14 protein-coding genes are annotated in these 16,886 nt (G+C 47.6%); 7 read left to right on the forward strand and 7 right to left on the reverse strand.

Annotated elements, in window-relative coordinates:
- Positions 1-20: 20 nt before the first annotated feature.
- The gene (locus D082_RS01755) at positions 21-809 is read right to left on the reverse strand and encodes a hypothetical protein (RefSeq protein WP_028946653.1); all 789 of its coding nucleotides are present in this window, start codon (positions 807-809) and stop codon (positions 21-23) included.
- A gap of 79 nt (positions 810-888) precedes the next feature.
- Between D082_RS01755 and D082_RS01760 the strand changes: the two genes are divergently transcribed.
- On the forward strand, positions 889-1,695 hold the full coding sequence (locus D082_RS01760; RefSeq protein ID WP_028946652.1) for an inositol monophosphatase family protein: 807 nt from the start codon (positions 889-891) through the stop codon (positions 1,693-1,695).
- A 148-nt stretch (positions 1,696-1,843) separates the two neighbouring features.
- On the opposite strand, the gene D082_RS01765 is transcribed toward D082_RS01760, so the two are convergent.
- From D082_RS01765 to D082_RS19380, 6 genes are all read right to left on the reverse strand, one after another.
- Complete coding sequence (locus tag D082_RS01765) at positions 1,844-2,479, reverse strand: HAD family hydrolase (protein ID WP_028946651.1); 636 nt, start codon at positions 2,477-2,479, stop codon at positions 1,844-1,846.
- A 172-nt stretch (positions 2,480-2,651) separates the two neighbouring features.
- Positions 2,652-3,548, reverse strand: coding sequence for a tRNA pseudouridine(55) synthase TruB (truB, locus tag D082_RS01770; RefSeq protein WP_028946650.1), 897 nt, complete (start codon positions 3,546-3,548; stop codon positions 2,652-2,654).
- A 422-nt stretch (positions 3,549-3,970) separates the two neighbouring features.
- The gene (locus tag D082_RS01775) at positions 3,971-5,089 is read right to left on the reverse strand and encodes a branched-chain amino acid ABC transporter permease (RefSeq protein ID WP_028946649.1); all 1,119 of its coding nucleotides are present in this window, start codon (positions 5,087-5,089) and stop codon (positions 3,971-3,973) included.
- A gap of 94 nt (positions 5,090-5,183) precedes the next feature.
- On the reverse strand, positions 5,184-5,732 hold the full coding sequence (gene frr / locus D082_RS01780; protein ID WP_028946648.1) for a ribosome recycling factor: 549 nt from the start codon (positions 5,730-5,732) through the stop codon (positions 5,184-5,186).
- A complete protein-coding gene (gene pyrH, locus D082_RS01785; RefSeq protein WP_028946647.1) occupies positions 5,719-6,441 on the reverse strand; it encodes a UMP kinase in 723 nt (240 codons plus the stop codon). Before pyrH ends, frr begins: the two co-directional genes overlap by 14 nt.
- A gap of 206 nt (positions 6,442-6,647) precedes the next feature.
- Positions 6,648-6,845, reverse strand: a complete 198-nt coding sequence (locus D082_RS19380) for a type II toxin-antitoxin system PemK/MazF family toxin (RefSeq protein WP_202963106.1) — start codon at positions 6,843-6,845, stop codon at positions 6,648-6,650.
- Positions 6,846-7,422: 577 nt separating this feature from the next.
- Here D082_RS19380 and clpB point away from each other — a divergent pair.
- The 6 genes from clpB to mazG all read left to right on the forward strand — a co-directional run bounded on the left by clpB (position 7,423) and on the right by mazG (position 16,871).
- Positions 7,423-10,122: an ATP-dependent chaperone ClpB gene (gene clpB / locus D082_RS01790; protein WP_028946646.1), complete on the forward strand. Its 2,700-nt coding sequence runs from the start codon at positions 7,423-7,425 to the stop codon at positions 10,120-10,122.
- A gap of 266 nt (positions 10,123-10,388) precedes the next feature.
- Positions 10,389-11,750, forward strand: a complete 1,362-nt coding sequence (locus tag D082_RS01795) for a UDP-glucose/GDP-mannose dehydrogenase family protein (protein WP_028946645.1) — start codon at positions 10,389-10,391, stop codon at positions 11,748-11,750.
- Between the two features lie 3 nt (positions 11,751-11,753).
- Positions 11,754-13,940: an acylase gene (locus D082_RS01800; protein WP_238546792.1), complete on the forward strand. Its 2,187-nt coding sequence runs from the start codon at positions 11,754-11,756 to the stop codon at positions 13,938-13,940.
- Between the two features lie 17 nt (positions 13,941-13,957).
- The gene (tmk, locus tag D082_RS01805; RefSeq protein WP_028946643.1) at positions 13,958-14,596 is read left to right on the forward strand and encodes a dTMP kinase; all 639 of its coding nucleotides are present in this window, start codon (positions 13,958-13,960) and stop codon (positions 14,594-14,596) included.
- A 149-nt stretch (positions 14,597-14,745) separates the two neighbouring features.
- Positions 14,746-15,984 carry a CHAT domain-containing protein gene (locus tag D082_RS01810; protein ID WP_238546793.1) on the forward strand — a complete coding sequence of 413 codons (1,239 nt, stop codon included), beginning with the start codon at positions 14,746-14,748 and terminating at the stop codon, positions 15,982-15,984.
- Positions 15,985-16,061: 77 nt separating this feature from the next.
- Complete coding sequence (gene mazG, locus D082_RS01815; protein WP_028946641.1) at positions 16,062-16,871, forward strand: nucleoside triphosphate pyrophosphohydrolase; 810 nt, start codon at positions 16,062-16,064, stop codon at positions 16,869-16,871.
- The last annotated feature ends 15 nt before the right edge of the window (positions 16,872-16,886 follow it).

Here is a 16,886-nt window from a genome sequence, read left to right on the forward strand (position 1 = left end):
TCTAAAAATCGACCAAGGGTTCAAAAATCTTCCTGGGCGATCTTTTGCCGTTGTCTCTGCTGTTGGGGAATGGATAGGGGTTCCCTATGGCCCGAGAAGCCATGGCACTGCTGGAGCAAATACAAAGCAGACTTTTGTAAAGATGACTCCTGTTTCACTTCCAGAAAAGCTTGCAGATATAGTACTAATTCCCTCTGCTCATTGGGGGTCAAAGCTTGCCGAGCCTGCCATTGCTGTAGGTGCCGCAGGGCAATGAGTTTCTGCAGGCGATCGCCATGGGCCAGGTAATGTAAACAATGGTCAAAATCGGAGATGGGGACAGTTAATAACTTAGGGGAGGAAAGTTTTTGCCGTTGCCACAGTAAAAGCCCCACCGTGGCGAGGGAACCTAAGCCTTGCAAAATAATCCCCGTCGCCAACCAAGGATTTTCCACCTCCGACCAAACCATGGTGGCCATATAGCTGCCCACAGCGGTTAATCCGCCACTGCCACCGGCCAAAATCAATGAACTTTGAGGCCCTGAGAAAAGCTCCCGCCAATGCTTAGCCTGAATTTCCTGGCGATGGGTCAACAACCAATAAACCAAGCGCATACTGCCAATACCTAACCCTGTGGCGAGAATCAGCCGCCATTCCGTTGCCCACAGCATAGTAAGTAAAAAGGCACCGCCACTCCAGGGGCCCCAACGATAGAGCAAACGCTGGTACGATCTTCCCCTGCCCAGGGCTTTAACTTCTGTGAGCAAAAACTGACCGGCAGATTTCACCGTCGTAGCCGAATTTTTGGGGGGAAACCAAACCTGGGTCACAGCAAATTCCTGCGATATGTGATGATGGCCATATTGCCCTTGTCAGGCAGTCTATTTACTATATCAATCAAGATTCGACATGGAGACTTTTTGGCCAGAGGTTTTGGGCTTCTGTCAGTCCGCCACAAAGGCGATCGCCACAGAGCTAGTGGCCCAATCCGCAAAAATACCTGCCCAGCGCAAAGCCGATGGTAGTTTAGTCACCGCCGCCGATCAATGGTCAGACCGGGAGTTGCGCCAACGCATTGCCGCCCAATTTCCAGACCATGGGGTGCTAACGGAGGAAACTGCCCATATTTTCCCTGCCAATGATTGGTGCTGGATTGTCGATCCCATTGATGGCACGACCAATTTCACCCGAGGTATTCCCATTTGGGGCATTTCCCTCGGTTTACTGTATCGGGGGACGCCGGTGTTTGGCTTTCTCCATTTTCCTCTGCTAAACCAATCCTTTTGGGGTTATTGGCTCAAAAATTCTGGACTAACGGGCCCCCACGGAGCTTTTCTCAACGGGGAACCCATCCAGGTAAGTGATGCGGAACCAAGCCAAAATCATCTGTTCAATCTCTGTGCCCGGAGCTCCGCCCTTTTGACCAATCCCTTTCCCTGTAAATTGAGATTAATTGGGGTTAGTAGCTACAACATTGCCCTTGTGGCCCTGGGGGCGGCCCTGGGGGGAACGGAAAAAACACCGAAAATTTGGGACATTGCCGGAGCTTGGCCTATTCTGCTGGCCGCTGGGGGGGAATTTCTCTGCCTCCGCCCCGAACCATTGTTTCCCCTAATCCCTGGACAAGATTATGGCGATCGCCCCTATCCCTGCATTACTGCTAGCTGTGGGGAGCTAATGCAACAATTTAAGGGTTTGGTTTTGGCAGTTGGGTAAAATATTGCTTAATATCACCCCATATTGCTCAATTTTTTCATACTCTCTATGCCAGCTCCCAAAAAGCTAGTTATCCTTTTTTTCCGCCACAATCCTGTTAAAAACTTTTCGATATTTTCACCTAGTCAGTTAGAAACTAAAACCAGGGCTAAGTGGCGATCGCCAAAATGTCTGCCAATTGAGTCAACCGATAATCCACTGGCAAATCCGCTGGGAGGGAACCATAGCCATACTCGGCAAAAATGCTCACAGCACCACAGGCCTGGCCCATACGAATGCCCACCTCTGCATCTTCCACATGCAGAAGAGTTTGATAATCATAGGGAGCCAATAATTCCTGCAAGTAACGGGGATCGGGCTTTGCAAATTGGGAATCATCAGCAGCGTGCATTCCTTCAATGGCTGACCATAAGCCCACTCCTTTTAGGGCGGCTGTTTGGGTACGACGATCGCCAGAAGTACAAGCTAGAATTCGATAACCCCGTTGTTTTAAACTTTGTAAAACAGTTGCTGCCTGGGGCATAGGCGCAGCTAGTCTAGGCAAATTTTCAATGTAAAAAGGTTGGACAAAATCTCGAAAAATACGTGCCCCTTCTTCCGCTGGACAGCCCAATTTTTCCAGCATCAGGGAAGCTTTAAGGCCCACTAGGGAAATTAATGTTTGGCGATCGGGTTTGGGCAAACCCAATTGTTCAATGCCATAGGCAAAGGCCTGATAGTTAGCTTCTTCCGAGTCGATCAACACTCCATCTAGGTCAAAAACAATGATTTTTGTGCTGGCCATAATGATCAATTAAATAAAGAATATTAGATATAGTCATTTCAAATAATTGCGAGACTGCTTAAGTCTTTATTGACAAGCTTTTCGGTGAATTTGAATGTCTCAGTCTTACTAAAAACGACTATACTTTGTGGACTTAGATTATGCAAAGAAATAATTCTCACTAGGGATAGTTTCAATCACCATTGAAGACAACTTTAGGACGCAATACGGTGCCATGGTCTTCTGGGGTAACAATGGCAACGCCTAAGCATTTTACTGGGGGTAACTCCGTAGTGATCAGCACTGGTCCAATGGGCAAATCCGGTAGCGGTAGTCTTTGGCCATGGAACCACCTTTTTGCCAATTCAGTATCCAATTGAACTGTGGGTAAATGATTTAGTGCCTGTTGAGGAGATAGCAGCGGAATATTTCTCCCTTCAGCAACTAATTCTTCCAGCCCCCCTAGGGTCACACTATTAGCTAAATTCAGGCCGCCACTTTGTTGCCGCACTAAACCTGCCAACGTGGCCCCCACCCCTAGGCGATCGCCGAGATCTCTAGCTAAAGCACGGATATAGGTGCCTTCTCCACAGGTAACTTGTAAATCCAATTCTGGCTGATCTCCCGATCGCCAATCGAGTACTTGCAAATTACTGATTTCTACTATGCGACTGGGCACATCTTGGGTAATGCCAGCCCGGGCTAATTCGTACAATCGTTTTCCATTAATCTGAATCGCACTGTATTGGGGCGGTATCTGCTCAATGTTACCCAGAAAAGTTGGTAAAACTCGTTCTATATCGGTTAGGGTCAAATCTTGGACAATGTTATTTTCTAATATCTGCCCAGCTAAATCGTCACTGTCAGTGCGTATTCCAAAACGAATAATGGCCTGATATTGCTTTTCCCTCGGCAAATAGGGCAATAACCGGGTAGCTTGTCCCACCGCCATGGGCAATACTCCTTCAGCTAAAGGATCTAAGGTACCTCCATGACCCACCCGTTTTTCCCTCAATAGACGGCGCACTTTAGCCACACAGTCATGGGAAGTAAGTTGCAAAGGTTTATGGAAATTGAGGAAACCAAACATAAAAATAATCGTTGCTGAGGTTAGGAGTTGAACTAGTGGCCAGCAAAAACCTTAGTAGTTCTTCGTAGGATTGTAATCATAGCCATTTTTACTAAACATCAACTATTTAAAGCAAAATAATATTGTCTTCTATAACGATTATCAAAAATTTGCAGTTATAGTCAATCAAAGTAAGATTGAGACAACCAAAGTCTTTACCAAAGAAGCTTTTAGCTCTGGTCAGTGTCTTACTTTTAATTATACTCAATTCAAATAAGATTGAGACGACTAAAGTCTTTACCAAAGACGCTTTTAGCTTTAGTCGGTGTCTTACTTTCAGTTAAATCAACTATAAATCAACTATAGTTTATGGGTAGGATTGGTGGGCCGAGTAAATGCTAAAGTCTGTCCTTTAAGCGCATCGAATAAACCTGTTAATTTTATCAACGTCCTAGGGTTAGCTCTTCTTTTTTGCCCAAAATACCTTGGGGTCGCCATACCATCAATACCATTAAAATTAGACCGATGATCATAACCCGTAAAGCCCCGGTCTGACTTTGGTCTAAAAACGCAATTTGGGGTAGGTAAAAACGAGTGAGGGAGTCATAGGCCCAAAAAATAATTGTTCCCAACAGGGTACCTGCATTACTGCCGGCTCCCCCTAGCACCACAATAATCCAAGCGTTAAAAGTCAATAAGGTATCGAAATTATTAGGGTAGATACTGGTCAATTGCCAGGCAAATAATGCCCCAGCTAAACCGGCGATCGCCCCACCGGCCATGAAAGCCTGTAACTTATACCAAAAAACATTTTTGCCCAGGGCCCGGGGAATTTCTTCATCTTCCCGGATGGCTTTGAGAATTCGCCCCCAAGGGGAATGCACCCAAAATTCCAGGGCGGCATAGGTAATGGCCAAGAGGGTTAAAGCTAACAGCATTAAGCCTGCTTTACCAGAGTAGTTGTATAGGGAAATAACACCAGGAATATAAGCGATTAAGATCAAAATGCTGGCAATACCTCCCCAAATGAGCAAAGCTAAAGGCTTGCGGGGCTGATAACTCTTATCTTGAATTTTTTTGCCTTCTTTCCATTGTCTTAACAGATTTTTAATCAAAATACCTTCTGCATAGATAGCGAGAATCGTTAGCCAAAGAACAAAAACAATCCGGCTCAATAGGGTGGGGTTAAAATCCATCGGCCAGGGGAAACTTTGCACCCCAAAAGTTCCCTGGGTTAACCATTCTTCATTATTGGCAATAAGGCGAATAAGTTCAGAAACGCCAATGGTGACGATCGCCAGATAATCTTCCCTCAACCGCAGGGTAGAGGTGCCAATGAGCAGGCCCAATGCCATGGCTAATCCCATCCCCACCAACACCGCCAGGGGAATGGGCCAACCCCGTAAACTGAGTAAAGTGGTGGCGTAGGCTCCCAGGGTCATAAAGGCCACATGGCCAAAATTAATCAGTCCAGCAAAGCCCCATTGCAAATTCAAGCCCAGGGCAAAAATGCCGTAGGTGGCGGCGGAAGTGATCAAAAAAATCAGATAGCCAAAATTCATAGGATTCAAGGGAGCAATGATTTTCGGCCAAGATGTCTAGTTTGGTTTTGACCACCACTGAGGGCCGGTTGGTTCCTTTGGTTAGGTTCAGTCGCTAAACCGTCGTAATGTCCTTCTCCTTAGCCGCCAATAATTCATCGATGCGCTTAGTGGATTGATCGGTTAATTTTTGGATTTCTTCTTGCAGATCCCTGGCTTCATCCTCGGAAATTTCCGAATTTTTTTCTTGTTTTCTCACTTCATCCACCGCTTCCCGACGGATATTGCGGATGGCCACCTTGCCTTCTTCGGCCAACTTACCGGCCACTTTAACCAATTCTTTACGCCGCTCCGCCGTTAGAGGGGGAATATTCAAACGAATTACTTTGCCATCATTGTTGGGGGTCAAACCAAGATCGGAAAGGGAAATGGCCTTTTCGATGGTACCAATGCTACCCATGTCAAAGGGTTGGATAACAATGGTGCTGGCGTCGGGGGTGCCAATGGTAGCCAAGGATTTTAGGGGAGTTTCTGCGCCGTAATATTCCACGGTAATCCGGTCCAGCAGGGAGGCGTTGGCCCGGCCGGTGCGGATGGTATTGAAGGATCTCTGGGTCGCTTCAACACTTTTTTGCATGTGGTCTTTGAGTTCAGCTAACTTCACAATTTTCTCCAACTAACGTACCGACTGCTTCGCCTTTGATGGCCCGTACAATGTTGCCGGGAACCCCCAGGTCGAAGATCATAATGGGAATATTATTATCTTTGCATAAGGCGATCGCCGTGCTGTCCATGACTTTGAGATCTTCGGCCAACACGTGGCTGTAGGTCAGAGTGGTAAAGCGACGGGCGTTGGGATTGGTTTTGGGGTCAGAGTCGTAGACCCCATCCACTTTAGTAGCTTTAAAAACTACTTCGGCATCAATTTCAGCTGCCCGGAGAGCGGCGGTGGTATCTGTTGTGAAAAAAGGATTACCGGAACCGGCCCCAAAGATTACCACTCGACCCTTTTCCAAATGACGGATGGCCCGGCGGCGAATATAGGGTTCCGCCACTTCCTGCATGGCGATCGCCGTTAGCACCCTGGTGGGAATGCCCATCTGTTCGAGGGCGTCCTGGAGAGTCATGGCGTTCATCACCGTGGCGATCATACCGATGTAGTCAGCGGTGGCCCGGTCCATACCGGCGGCGGAGGCTTTCACTCCCCGGAAAATATTGCCTCCTCCCACCACAATGGCCAACTGTACCCCAGCCTGGAGAACATCCTTAATTTCTTGGGCGATCGTCCCCACCACAGCGGGATCAATGCCATAGCCCAGGTCTCCCATGAGGGCTTCCCCGCTCAATTTCAACAAAACTCGCTGGTAACTCATGCCGCCATCACCATTGATATAAAGACAAGGAATGAGGGTTAAACGCAAAATTCCCCCCATACCATAGCACCCAAGGGGAACCTGCAACGATTTTCAAAAATACCCAGTCCTGCCCTGGCAAGGGATAAGCTATTGACTCCCCCAGAAAAATACCCGCAACTTAGTGGTGATTTAGTGGCGATCGCCATCTCGTCGAAAAGCAATACTTAATCAGCGAAAATCCAAGTGGATAGATTCTTTGTAACTTTCTCCAATCTGTCGGGGGAAATTTCGCCTACTTTGCCAAGTAATATACTTTTTGAGACCACAGCTAAGCGAGAAACTCTGATAACACTTTCTGACTTTAAACCTGTTTGTTTAAAATCAGGATCATTGGGAGTAATAATTTCATCCAGACTAGGTATTTATTGACCCGTTTTAGTGGAGATCATGCAAACAAGCCAATCATCATAGCCATTGCATACAAATTTGATCAAAAGAGCAAGACGCAACTTTCCCACAACAAGATCCGTTTGGGGAAACTTAAACAATACTATTTGCCCTGCTATTGCCATTTCTCAATCAGATCAGCTTCGGTGTATTTAGGTAAATCATCATTTTCCAGGTTTCTCATAGATTGTTCCAGGGAAAATTGATTCTACTGTTCATTCGCTTCTAGTTCTTGCGTAATGAGTGAAGCTAGTACTTCTTGTTGTTCTGAGGATAAATTCTTGATTTTTGCAATCACCCCTTCAAGTAGTTCTGTCATAATAAAAAGCCTCAAGCTATTGTTGATGTAACCATTTTAATGTATTTAATATGGTTTTATTTCTCAATAAACTAGGTGAATAATTTCGTAGATTACCATGCTTTTTATTATAGGGGCATTGCTTATTTGAAATTTCACTTAAAAATTGTCAAATCTCTGGGCAACTAGGAAAATGATTCAGTCCCCCTTACAATGGATGAGCAGTTTTGCCCATATCCCTAAAGCTAGTCTGAATGCAACCTACTGATCCAACCAAATTTACTGAACAAGCCTGGGACGCCATTGTTAAATCCCAAGAAGTGGCCCGTCGTTATAAGAACACAAATTTGGAAGTGGAACATATTCTGCTGGCGTTGTTGGAGCAGGATAAGGGCTTAGCCGCAAGGATTTTCCAGCGCGCCGGGGTGGATGGCGAGGGTCTGAGGCAACAGTTGGAAATTTTCACCAATCGACAACCCAAACAGGCTTATGTAGAACAGCTTTACCTTGGACGTAGCTTAGATGTGATGCTAGACCGGGCCGATGCCGCCCGCAGTAGTTGGGAAGATAAATTCATTTCTGTTGAACATCTATTGATGGGTTTTGCAGAGGATGACCGGATGGGTCGTAAAACCTTACGTACATTTAACCTTGACCCCCAGGATTTGGAACTGGCCATCAAAGCGATCCGGGGTTCCCAAAAGGTGACGGAGCCCAACCAGGAAGAAAAATATGAAGCGTTGGACAAATACGGGCGAGATTTAACAGAACAGGCTCGCCAAGGTAAATTAGATCCTGTTATTGGTCGGGATGAGGAAATCCGGCGAGTAATTCAAGTCCTGTCCCGGCGTTCCAAAAATAATCCCGTGTTAATTGGAGAACCGGGGGTGGGCAAAACGGCGATCGCCGAAGGGCTGGCCCAAAGGATTATCAATGGCGACGTACCAGAATCATTAAAAAATCGGCAGTTAATTTCCCTGGATATGGGTAGTTTAATTGCCGGGGCGAAATATCGGGGGGAATTTGAAGAAAGACTGCGGTCAGTGATGAAGGAAGTGACCAATTCCGACGGCCAAATCATTCTTTTCATCGATGAAGTCCATACCGTAGTGGGGGCTGGCGGTCGCGAAGGTTCCGGTTCCATGGATGCAGGCAATTTGCTCAAACCCATGTTGGCCCGGGGTGAACTGCGCTGTATTGGCGCCACTACGTTGGATGAATACCGCAAAAATATTGAGAAAGATCCTGCTTTAGAAAGAAGATTTCAACAGGTTTATGTTAAACAACCCAGTGTTGAAGATACCATTTCCATTTTGCGGGGATTAAAAGAAAAATATGAAGTACACCATGGCGTAAAAATTACCGATTCTGCCCTGGTGGCGGCGGCTACCCTTTCCCATCGTTATATTCAAGACAGATTTTTGCCTGATAAAGCCATTGATTTAGTCGATGAAGCGGCCGCTCGCTTAAAAATGGAAATTACTTCTAAGCCTGTGGAATTGGAGGATATTGATCGCCGGCTAATGCAACTACAAATGGAAAAATTGTCCCTGGAAGGGGAAGAAAAACGTCCCGGTTTAGGGGCCGACAAATCATCCAAAGAAAGACTAGAAAAAATTCAACAGGAAATTACTGAATTAGAGGGTCAGCAGCAAGAATTATCAGGACAATGGCTTTCCGAAAAGCAAATGTTAGAGGAAATTAATATCCTCAAGGAAAAGGAGCAGGAACTAAGGCTACAGGTGGAAAAAGCCGAGCGGGCCACCGATTGGGAAAAGGCGGCCAAAATTAAATATGGAGAATTGGAAGTCCTCCAACATGACATCGAAGAAAAGGAAAGTAAGTTGCTGGAAATCCAAGGATCCGGCAATACCCTTTTGCGGGAACAGGTAACAGAGTCGGACATTGCCGAAATTGTCGCCGGTTGGACGGGCATCCCCATGAATCGTCTGATGGAAACGGAACGGCAAAAGCTATTGCAATTGGAAGGACATTTACACCAACGGGTGATTGGACAAACGGAAGCGGTGGCGGCGGTATCTGCGGCCATTCGCCGGGCCAGGGCAGGCATGAAAGATCCCAGTCGTCCCATCGGTTCTTTTCTGTTTATGGGGCCCACCGGAGTAGGCAAAACGGAATTAGCCAGGGCCTTGGCCGGATTTTTGTTTGACAGCGAAGAAGCCATGGTGCGCATTGACATGTCCGAATATATGGAAAAACATGCCGTTTCCCGTTTGATTGGTGCTCCTCCTGGTTATGTGGGGTACGAAGAAGGGGGGCAATTGTCGGAAGCTGTGCGCCGTCGCCCCTATTCTGTGGTGCTTTTAGATGAAGTAGAAAAAGCCCATTTAGATGTGTTCAATATTCTTTTGCAAGTGTTGGATGACGGCCGCATCACCGATTCCCAAGGGCGGGTAGTGGATTTCCGCAACACCATTATTGTGATGACTAGTAATATTGGCAGTGACCATATTCTCAATCTTTCCGCCGACGATGCCGATTACGACAAGATGCAGAAACAGGTGATGCAATCTTTGCGGAAACATTTCCGTCCAGAATTTCTGAACCGCATCGATGATTTAATCATTTTCCATACGTTAAAACGGGATGAACTACGTCGCATTGTCGTCCTACAAATTAAACGCATTGAGAAGTTATTGGATGAACAAAAAATTACTTTGTCCCTATCAGATTCAGCGTTGGATCACATCGTCAGTGCTGGCTACGATCCCACCTACGGGGCAAGACCGTTAAAACGAGCCATTCAGCGACAGCTGGAAAATCCCATTGCCACCAAAATTTTAGAGAATGTATTTGTGGCCGGGGATAAAATTCTGATTGATTGTCTAGATAATCAATTGAGCTTCGACAAAGAAAAAGAGCCAGAACCACCATCAGAGGGGCCAGGAGAAAACCTTACGACAATGGAACATCAACAAGAGATCAAATGTTAATAGAACTTTAATACTTTGATAAACCTTGCTTAAAGACTTTTTCTTCGGAAATGAGCCTTCAGTGTTTCCACTCATTAACTCACCTATTAGATTCCGTATTAACCTCTAATTTGTTTGGGAAATATCGCGGGAAAATGCCGCAAACCTCTCCAAAATCGATTGACAGTAAGGGGGGTATCCCCTACGCTTATGCTTATTTTCCGGCCTCCGGTCAAGCGGGTCAGCCTCAGCAATTGATCAACAATCCATTTATTTAGAACAAATCAATGCGTGTTTGTGTTATCGGAACGGGGTATGTGGGTTTAGTCACCGGGGTTTGCCTGGCCCACATTGGTCATCAAGTTATTTGCGTTGATAACAACGAGGAAAAGGTCAAGCTGATGCGGGCCGGCCAGTCTCCCATCTACGAGCCGGGACTATCGGAGTTGATGGTGGCCAATATGGGCAATGGCCGTTTAATATTCACCACAGATTTGGGCAAAGGGGTCCGGGAAAGCGAAATTCTTTTCATTGCCGTGGGTACCCCCGCCTTGGCGGACGGTTCCAGCGATACCCGTTATGTGGAAGCGGTGGCCCGCAGTATTGGGGAGCATTTAGACAGCAAGTACCGGGTGATTGTCAATAAATCCACGGTGCCCATTGGTTCTGGGGATTGGGTGCGTATGATTGTTACTGAAGGCAATGAAACCCATCAACAACAAACGGGCCAGGCGATCGCCATTAACTTTGATGTGGTCAGTAACCCGGAATTTTTGCGAGAAGGGTCGGCGGTTTACGATACGTTTAACCCGGACAGAATTGTGCTAGGGGGCAATAATCCCCAGGCGTTGGCGTTGATGCGGGAACTTTACACCCCTCTGATCGAACGCAAAGTGGGCGAAAATCCTGACCTGCCGCCGGTACCGGTGGTGATGACGGATCTTAGTTCGGCGGAAATGATCAAATATGCGGCCAATGCTTTTCTAGCGACAAAAATTAGCTTTATTAATGAGGTGGCCAACATCTGTGACCGGGTAGGGGCAGATGTGACCCAGGTGGCCCAGGGCATTGGTTTAGATTCCCGCATCGGTAGCAAATTTCTCAGTGCGGGCATTGGTTGGGGGGGGTCCTGTTTTCCCAAAGATGTCTCTGCCTTAATTCACACTGCCAAAGACTACGGTTACACCACTTCAATTTTGAATGCGGTGGTGGAAGTAAACCAAGTGCAACGGCTGATTGTGGTGGAAAAGCTACAGCAGGAGTTAAAAATTCTCAAAGGTAAGGTGATTGGCCTGTTGGGGCTGACCTTTAAGCCGGATACCGATGATATGCGGGATGCTCCGGCTTTGAATATCATTCAACAACTGAACCGTTTGGGGGCCAAAGTTAAGGCTTATGATCCCATTGTCTCCCAGTCTGGGGTGAGCCACGGTTTATCGGGGGTGCAAATTGAGTCGACCCCAATCATGTTGGCGGATCAGTGTGATGCGTTAATTTTGGTGACGGAATGGCAGGAATTTTTGAAGCTAGATTTTCTTGCCCTGGCCGGCCGTATGCACCAAGCTGTAATCATTGACGGTCGTAATTTCCTCGATAAACAGGCCTTACAACGGGCCGGATTCCGTTACCTGGGTATTGGCCGTAGTTAAGCAGTGGGCATTCCAGCGATCGCCAAATCGCCAAATCCTCTAGAATTAAACCGCCAACGGAGATTTTGGGGACAAATGCTGGTGGGAATGGGACGTAAGCTACGGCGGAGCATTGGTGGGATTCTACTATTCCTCCTAGCTTTGGGGTTGGGATTAACTAATCCGGTGTGGGCTAATGATAAAACGGAAATTTTGTGGGATAGCTGGGGCATTCCCCATATTTTTGCCCCCAATGAAACCCAACTGATGGAGGCGTTCGGCTGGGCCCAAGCCCAGAACCATGGGGATTTACTGCTCACTTTATACGGAGAAGCTAGGGGTAAAGCGGCGGAGTATTGGGGCATTGATTACCTTGATAATGACCAGTATGTGCAAACTATGGATATTCCCCGGCGATCGGAGGGGTGGTTAAATGCCCAAACGCCGGCCATGCGTAGTGATCTGGAAAGTTTTGCCCAGGGTATAAACAACTATTTTCAGCAACATCCCGACTTCAGTAATGGAAGTTTGCGCCAAGTGTTACCCATCACCGCCCAGGATGTGGTGGCCCATGTGCAGAGGTTATTGTTATTTGAATTTGTCACCAGTCCCCAAACCATTGCTAGCCTAGCCCGGCAAATACCAGAAGCTAACGTACCCATTGCGTCTAATGCCTGGGCGATCGCCCCCAAAAAATCCCAGTCGGGTCATACCTTATTGCTGACCAATCCCCATTTACCTTGGAGTGGTCAGTTTCGTCTCACCGAAGCGCAATTGGTGGCCTCGGGCCTGGATTTAACCGGAGCAGCTTTTGTGGGGACCCCTGTGCCGGCTATGGGTTTTAACAATGATTTGGGTTGGAGCTTAACGGTCAACTATCCCCATAACGTGGGCAAATATGCCCTTACTTTGGCCGAAGGAGGCTATGAATGGGATGGAGAAATTAAACCCTTCGATCGCCGTATTAATCAGGTCAAAATTCTCCAGGGCAATGGCAGTTACCAAACCTTGCAATGGGAAACCCTAGAAAGTGTGGCGGGGATTGTGGTGGCCCAGCGGGGAGGCAATGCTTACACCATAAAAATTCCTGGTTTAGACCGCAGTGGTACCATCGGCCAATTTTTGCAAATGGGTAAAGCCGAAACCCTGGAACAATTCGAGGCCGCTTGGCAAGGGCAACAAATTCCTATGTTTAACGTGCTTTACGGCGATCGCCAGGGGAATATTTTTTATTTGTACAATGCTTTAACCCCCGTCCGGGAAGGTAATTGGCAAGATTGGGAGCGTTTGCAGCCTATTAAGGGCAGTAAGGATTTAAATACTGATTATTATCCCTATGAACAATTGCCGAAGCTAACTAACCCCGCCAGTGGTTGGCTACAAAATACCAACGATCCCCCTTGGACTAGCACTTTTCCCCCGGAGTTAGATCCGGCGGATTATCCCCCTAGCTTGGCCGCGCCAGATTTGGGTTTTGCTCCTTCCCTCCTCCGGACCCAGAGGTCAATTAAATTATTGGAAAATACCGCTTCCCTAACTTTTGAGCAATTTAAGCAAAAAGTGCTTAACAGCCAGATGGAACTAGGTGATCGCATTGTGCCCCTGTTGGTGTCGGCCGCTAAAGCCCTGGCTAATCCCATCGGCATTGAAGCGGCGGAAGTGCTCCAAGCTTGGGACAAACAAGCTAACCCCGACAGTCGAGGAGCGGTGCTGTTTATGCTTTGGGCTCTCACCATTGGGGCTGATAACGTGCTGGGGGGAACTTGGAATCCCGCGGATCCCCTCCATAGCCCCAGCGGTATGGCGGACATTAACAAGTTCATGGCCGTGCTGGAAGGGGTAGCGGCCCAGGTGAAATTTCTCTACGATGATTTGGCGGTCAGTTGGGGAGAAGTGGTGCAAATGCAAGCCGGCAATTTTACTGCCCCTGCCAACGGAGCCCCCAGTAACTTGGGCAGTTTTCGGGTCTTGACCCTCAGCACCATTGCCAACCAAAGATTCCAAGCGGTGGCCGGAGACACTTACCTAAGCTTAGTGGAATTTGCCGATCGCCCTGGGGCCCAAAGCATTTTGGTTTATGGCAATGCCAGCCAGCCCGATTCCCCCCATAACGGCGACCAGTTAGAGCTTTACAGTAAAAATCAACTGCGCCCAGTGTGGCGATCGCCAAAGGAGATCAGGGCCCATCTGGAAAAGGAAGAAATTCTCTAAAACTGGGAAAAACAATCATGGCGGCATTATTTATTGTCCTAGAAGGCATTGATGGGTCAGGAAAAACTACCCAAGGCGATCGTTTATTGGCCTATTTTCACAACAAAGAAATTCCAGCAGTGCTTAGCCCAGAACCCACCAATGGGCCGGTGGGCAGCTTAATTCGCCAAGCTTTACAGGGAAATTTATTTGCCTACAATGATCCCCAACAGTTTGAAGCCCAGATGGGTTATCTATTCGCCGCCGATCGCCATTACCATCTCTACAATCCGGTGGACGGGGTACGAGCAAAATTGGCCCAGCAATGCCACGTGATCACTACCCGTTACTATTTTTCTTCCCTCGCCTATAATTGCCACACAGAAGCGGATTGGCAATTTGTCCAAAGGTTAAATGAATCCTTTCCCCAGCCGGACTGTGTAATCTATCTAGACCTCCCCGTGGATTTGGCCCTACAACGCCTTGGCGATCGCCAACAATTGAGCAACCAAGCTCCCAGAGAGTGTTACGAACAACGGGAAAAATTAATCAATGTCCACCGCAATTACGGCAGAATTTTTGACCATTACCAGGGCCAACTTTGTCGTCTGGATGCCAGCCTGTCAGTGGAGCAACTACACCAAGCCATTATCACCAAAGTTGAGGAAATGCTGTGAGTAGATTTCGCCCTAGGTTCCGGTTTACCTTTAGCCCATCATTTTCACGGTGGGGACGGCTAGTGTCAGGAATAATCCTCGGCCTACTGCTTTTCATCGCATTGGCCCCCTGGGTGCAAGCTCAAATAAAATTTCCCCGACCAACTCTGGTGAGTTTACAGCCCCGTAGTGCCCTCAATGTCCAACAGGTAAATGAGCTAACCACCGACCTTGAAAGTAAATGGGCGGGAATTTACGAAAACTATTTCCAAGAAGATTTTTCCAGTTTAGGCTTGACCACGGAGCAAATTGGCCAAAAATTAGCCTCCCTTCAACAAGAAACAGGGAAAAAAGCGGCAATTTTCTGGATTAATCCCGAAGAAGACGGCGTTTCCATTTGTCTGTTGACCGGCGATCGCCCCACGGTGGGGGTAAAAGTGCTAGATACGGACGACCAAAGCCTGATGGCCACTGTGGAAATGTTTTCCCTACAGGTGAGTGATCCCCGCAACCAGGATTATCGGCAAACGGGCAAAAAACTATACGATTGGCTGATTGCCCCGGTAGCAGAGCAACTCGTAGCCAACAACATTGACACCATAATTTTTTGTGTGGGCCCTCGACTGCGTTCCCTGCCCTTTGCGGCCCTGTACGACGGGGAAAAGTTTTTAGCAGAGAAATATGCCATCAGCCGCATTCCTGGTTTTAATCTGACGGAGTGGGAGTCCACCGACCTCAGCGAAGCAAAAATTCTGGCCATGGGTTCTTCAGAATTTATTGATGCGGAACCATTACCAGGGGTAGCGCTGGAAATTGCTAACATCACCCCCCAACCTTGGCCCGGGGTTACCATGCTTAACCAGGAATTTACAGTGCAAAATCTCCAATCGGCCCGCCAACGGCAAGGGTTTCCCTTGGTGCATCTGGCCACCCATGCGGAATTCAATGCCGGTTCCCCCGCTGATTCCTACATTCAATTTATCAACAGTCGTTTAAATCTCAAGGAAATTAGGAGCTTGCAATGGCAAGATCCCCCCGTTGATCTTTTGGTGCTCAGTGCTTGCACCACGGCCTTGGGTAATCCCCAGGCGGAATTGGGTTTTGTCGGCTTGGCCCTACAATCGGGAGTCAAATCAGCCCTGGGCAGTTTATGGCGGGTGAGCGACCTGGGCACCATGGCCTTGATGAGTGAATTTTATTGGCAATTAAAAGCTAAATCCTTCAAGGCCCAAGCTCTGCAACAGGCCCAAATCAGGATGATCAATGGGGAAATTAACCTCGATGCTGGAGAATTGCACACTTCCCGGGGGGCGATCGCCGTGGAGGACGAATTATTAACTTTGAGAAATCCCGAACTTTCCCATCCCTACTATTGGGCCAGTTTTTCCCTCATTGGTAATCCTTTTTAGAAGCTCCGGGTCAAAGGTTTAATGTCCTTCTGTTTGACTGGGTTAAGTGTTACTAGTTCCTACTAATTCCTAATTCTATGACCGCCACTGCCCCCATTCTTCAAGCCCTAGAAAAATTAATTGCCGTGGTGGCCCAACTTAGATCGCCGGAGGGGGGATGCCCTTGGGATTTGGCCCAAACCCAGCAAAGTTTGATTCCCTACGTGGTGGAAGAGGCCTACGAAGTGGTCCATGCTCTGCAAAGCCAGGACCAAACGGCGATCGCCGAAGAATTGGGGGATTTACTGCTCCAGGTGGTACTACAAGCCCAGGTGGCCCGGGATTTGGGCCATTTCGATTTGCAACGGGTGGCAGAAGGCATCACCGAAAAATTAATCCGTCGCCATCCCCATGTTTTTGCTGGGGTGACAGTGGCCAATGCGGAGGAAGTCAGGGCCAATTGGCAAGTGATTAAAGCTGAAGAAAAAGGGCTAAATGCTAACCAATCGGAACTTTTAAGTACAAAACTGGAACGCTATAACAGTACCTATCCCCCCCTGATGGCCAGTGCTAAAATTTCGCGTCAAGCAGCAGCAGTGGGTTTTGAATGGCCCGACATAGATGGAGTATGGGCTAAATTTAGCGAGGAGTTGGATGAGTTTAAACAGGCTTTGATCACGGAAGATAAGGAGCATCAACAAGCAGAATTGGGGGACTTACTGTTCACCCTAATTAACCTGGCCCGTTGGTACAACTTGGACGCTTCCCTAGCTCTCCACGGCACTAATCAAAGATTTATTCAACGGTTACAATTGATGGAGCAATTTGCCGATCGCCCCTTGGATGAATACGATCTAGGGGAGTTGGAACTGCTCTGGCAGAGGGCAAAAAAACAACTTAACCAATAAATTGACCAGATTGAC

Source organism: Synechocystis sp. PCC 6714 (genome assembly GCF_000478825.2).
Classification (GTDB): Bacteria; Cyanobacteriota; Cyanobacteriia; order Cyanobacteriales; family Microcystaceae; genus Synechocystis.

Coding starts and splice junctions, on each gene's coding strand:
- tmk (WP_028946643.1), top strand. CDS start 13,958: ATGGCGGCATTATTTATTGTCCTAGAAGGCATTGATGGGTCAGGAAAA.
- pyrH (WP_028946647.1), bottom strand. CDS start 6,441: ATGAGTTACCAGCGAGTTTTGTTGAAATTGAGCGGGGAAGCCCTCATG.
- clpB (WP_028946646.1), top strand. CDS start 7,423: ATGCAACCTACTGATCCAACCAAATTTACTGAACAAGCCTGGGACGCC.
- D082_RS01795 (WP_028946645.1), top strand. CDS start 10,389: ATGCGTGTTTGTGTTATCGGAACGGGGTATGTGGGTTTAGTCACCGGG.
- truB (WP_028946650.1), bottom strand. CDS start 3,548: ATGTTTGGTTTCCTCAATTTCCATAAACCTTTGCAACTTACTTCCCAT.
- D082_RS01760 (WP_028946652.1), top strand. CDS start 889: ATGGAGACTTTTTGGCCAGAGGTTTTGGGCTTCTGTCAGTCCGCCACA.
- D082_RS01775 (WP_028946649.1), bottom strand. CDS start 5,089: ATGAATTTTGGCTATCTGATTTTTTTGATCACTTCCGCCGCCACCTAC.
- mazG (WP_028946641.1), top strand. CDS start 16,062: ATGACCGCCACTGCCCCCATTCTTCAAGCCCTAGAAAAATTAATTGCC.
- D082_RS01765 (WP_028946651.1), bottom strand. CDS start 2,479: ATGGCCAGCACAAAAATCATTGTTTTTGACCTAGATGGAGTGTTGATC.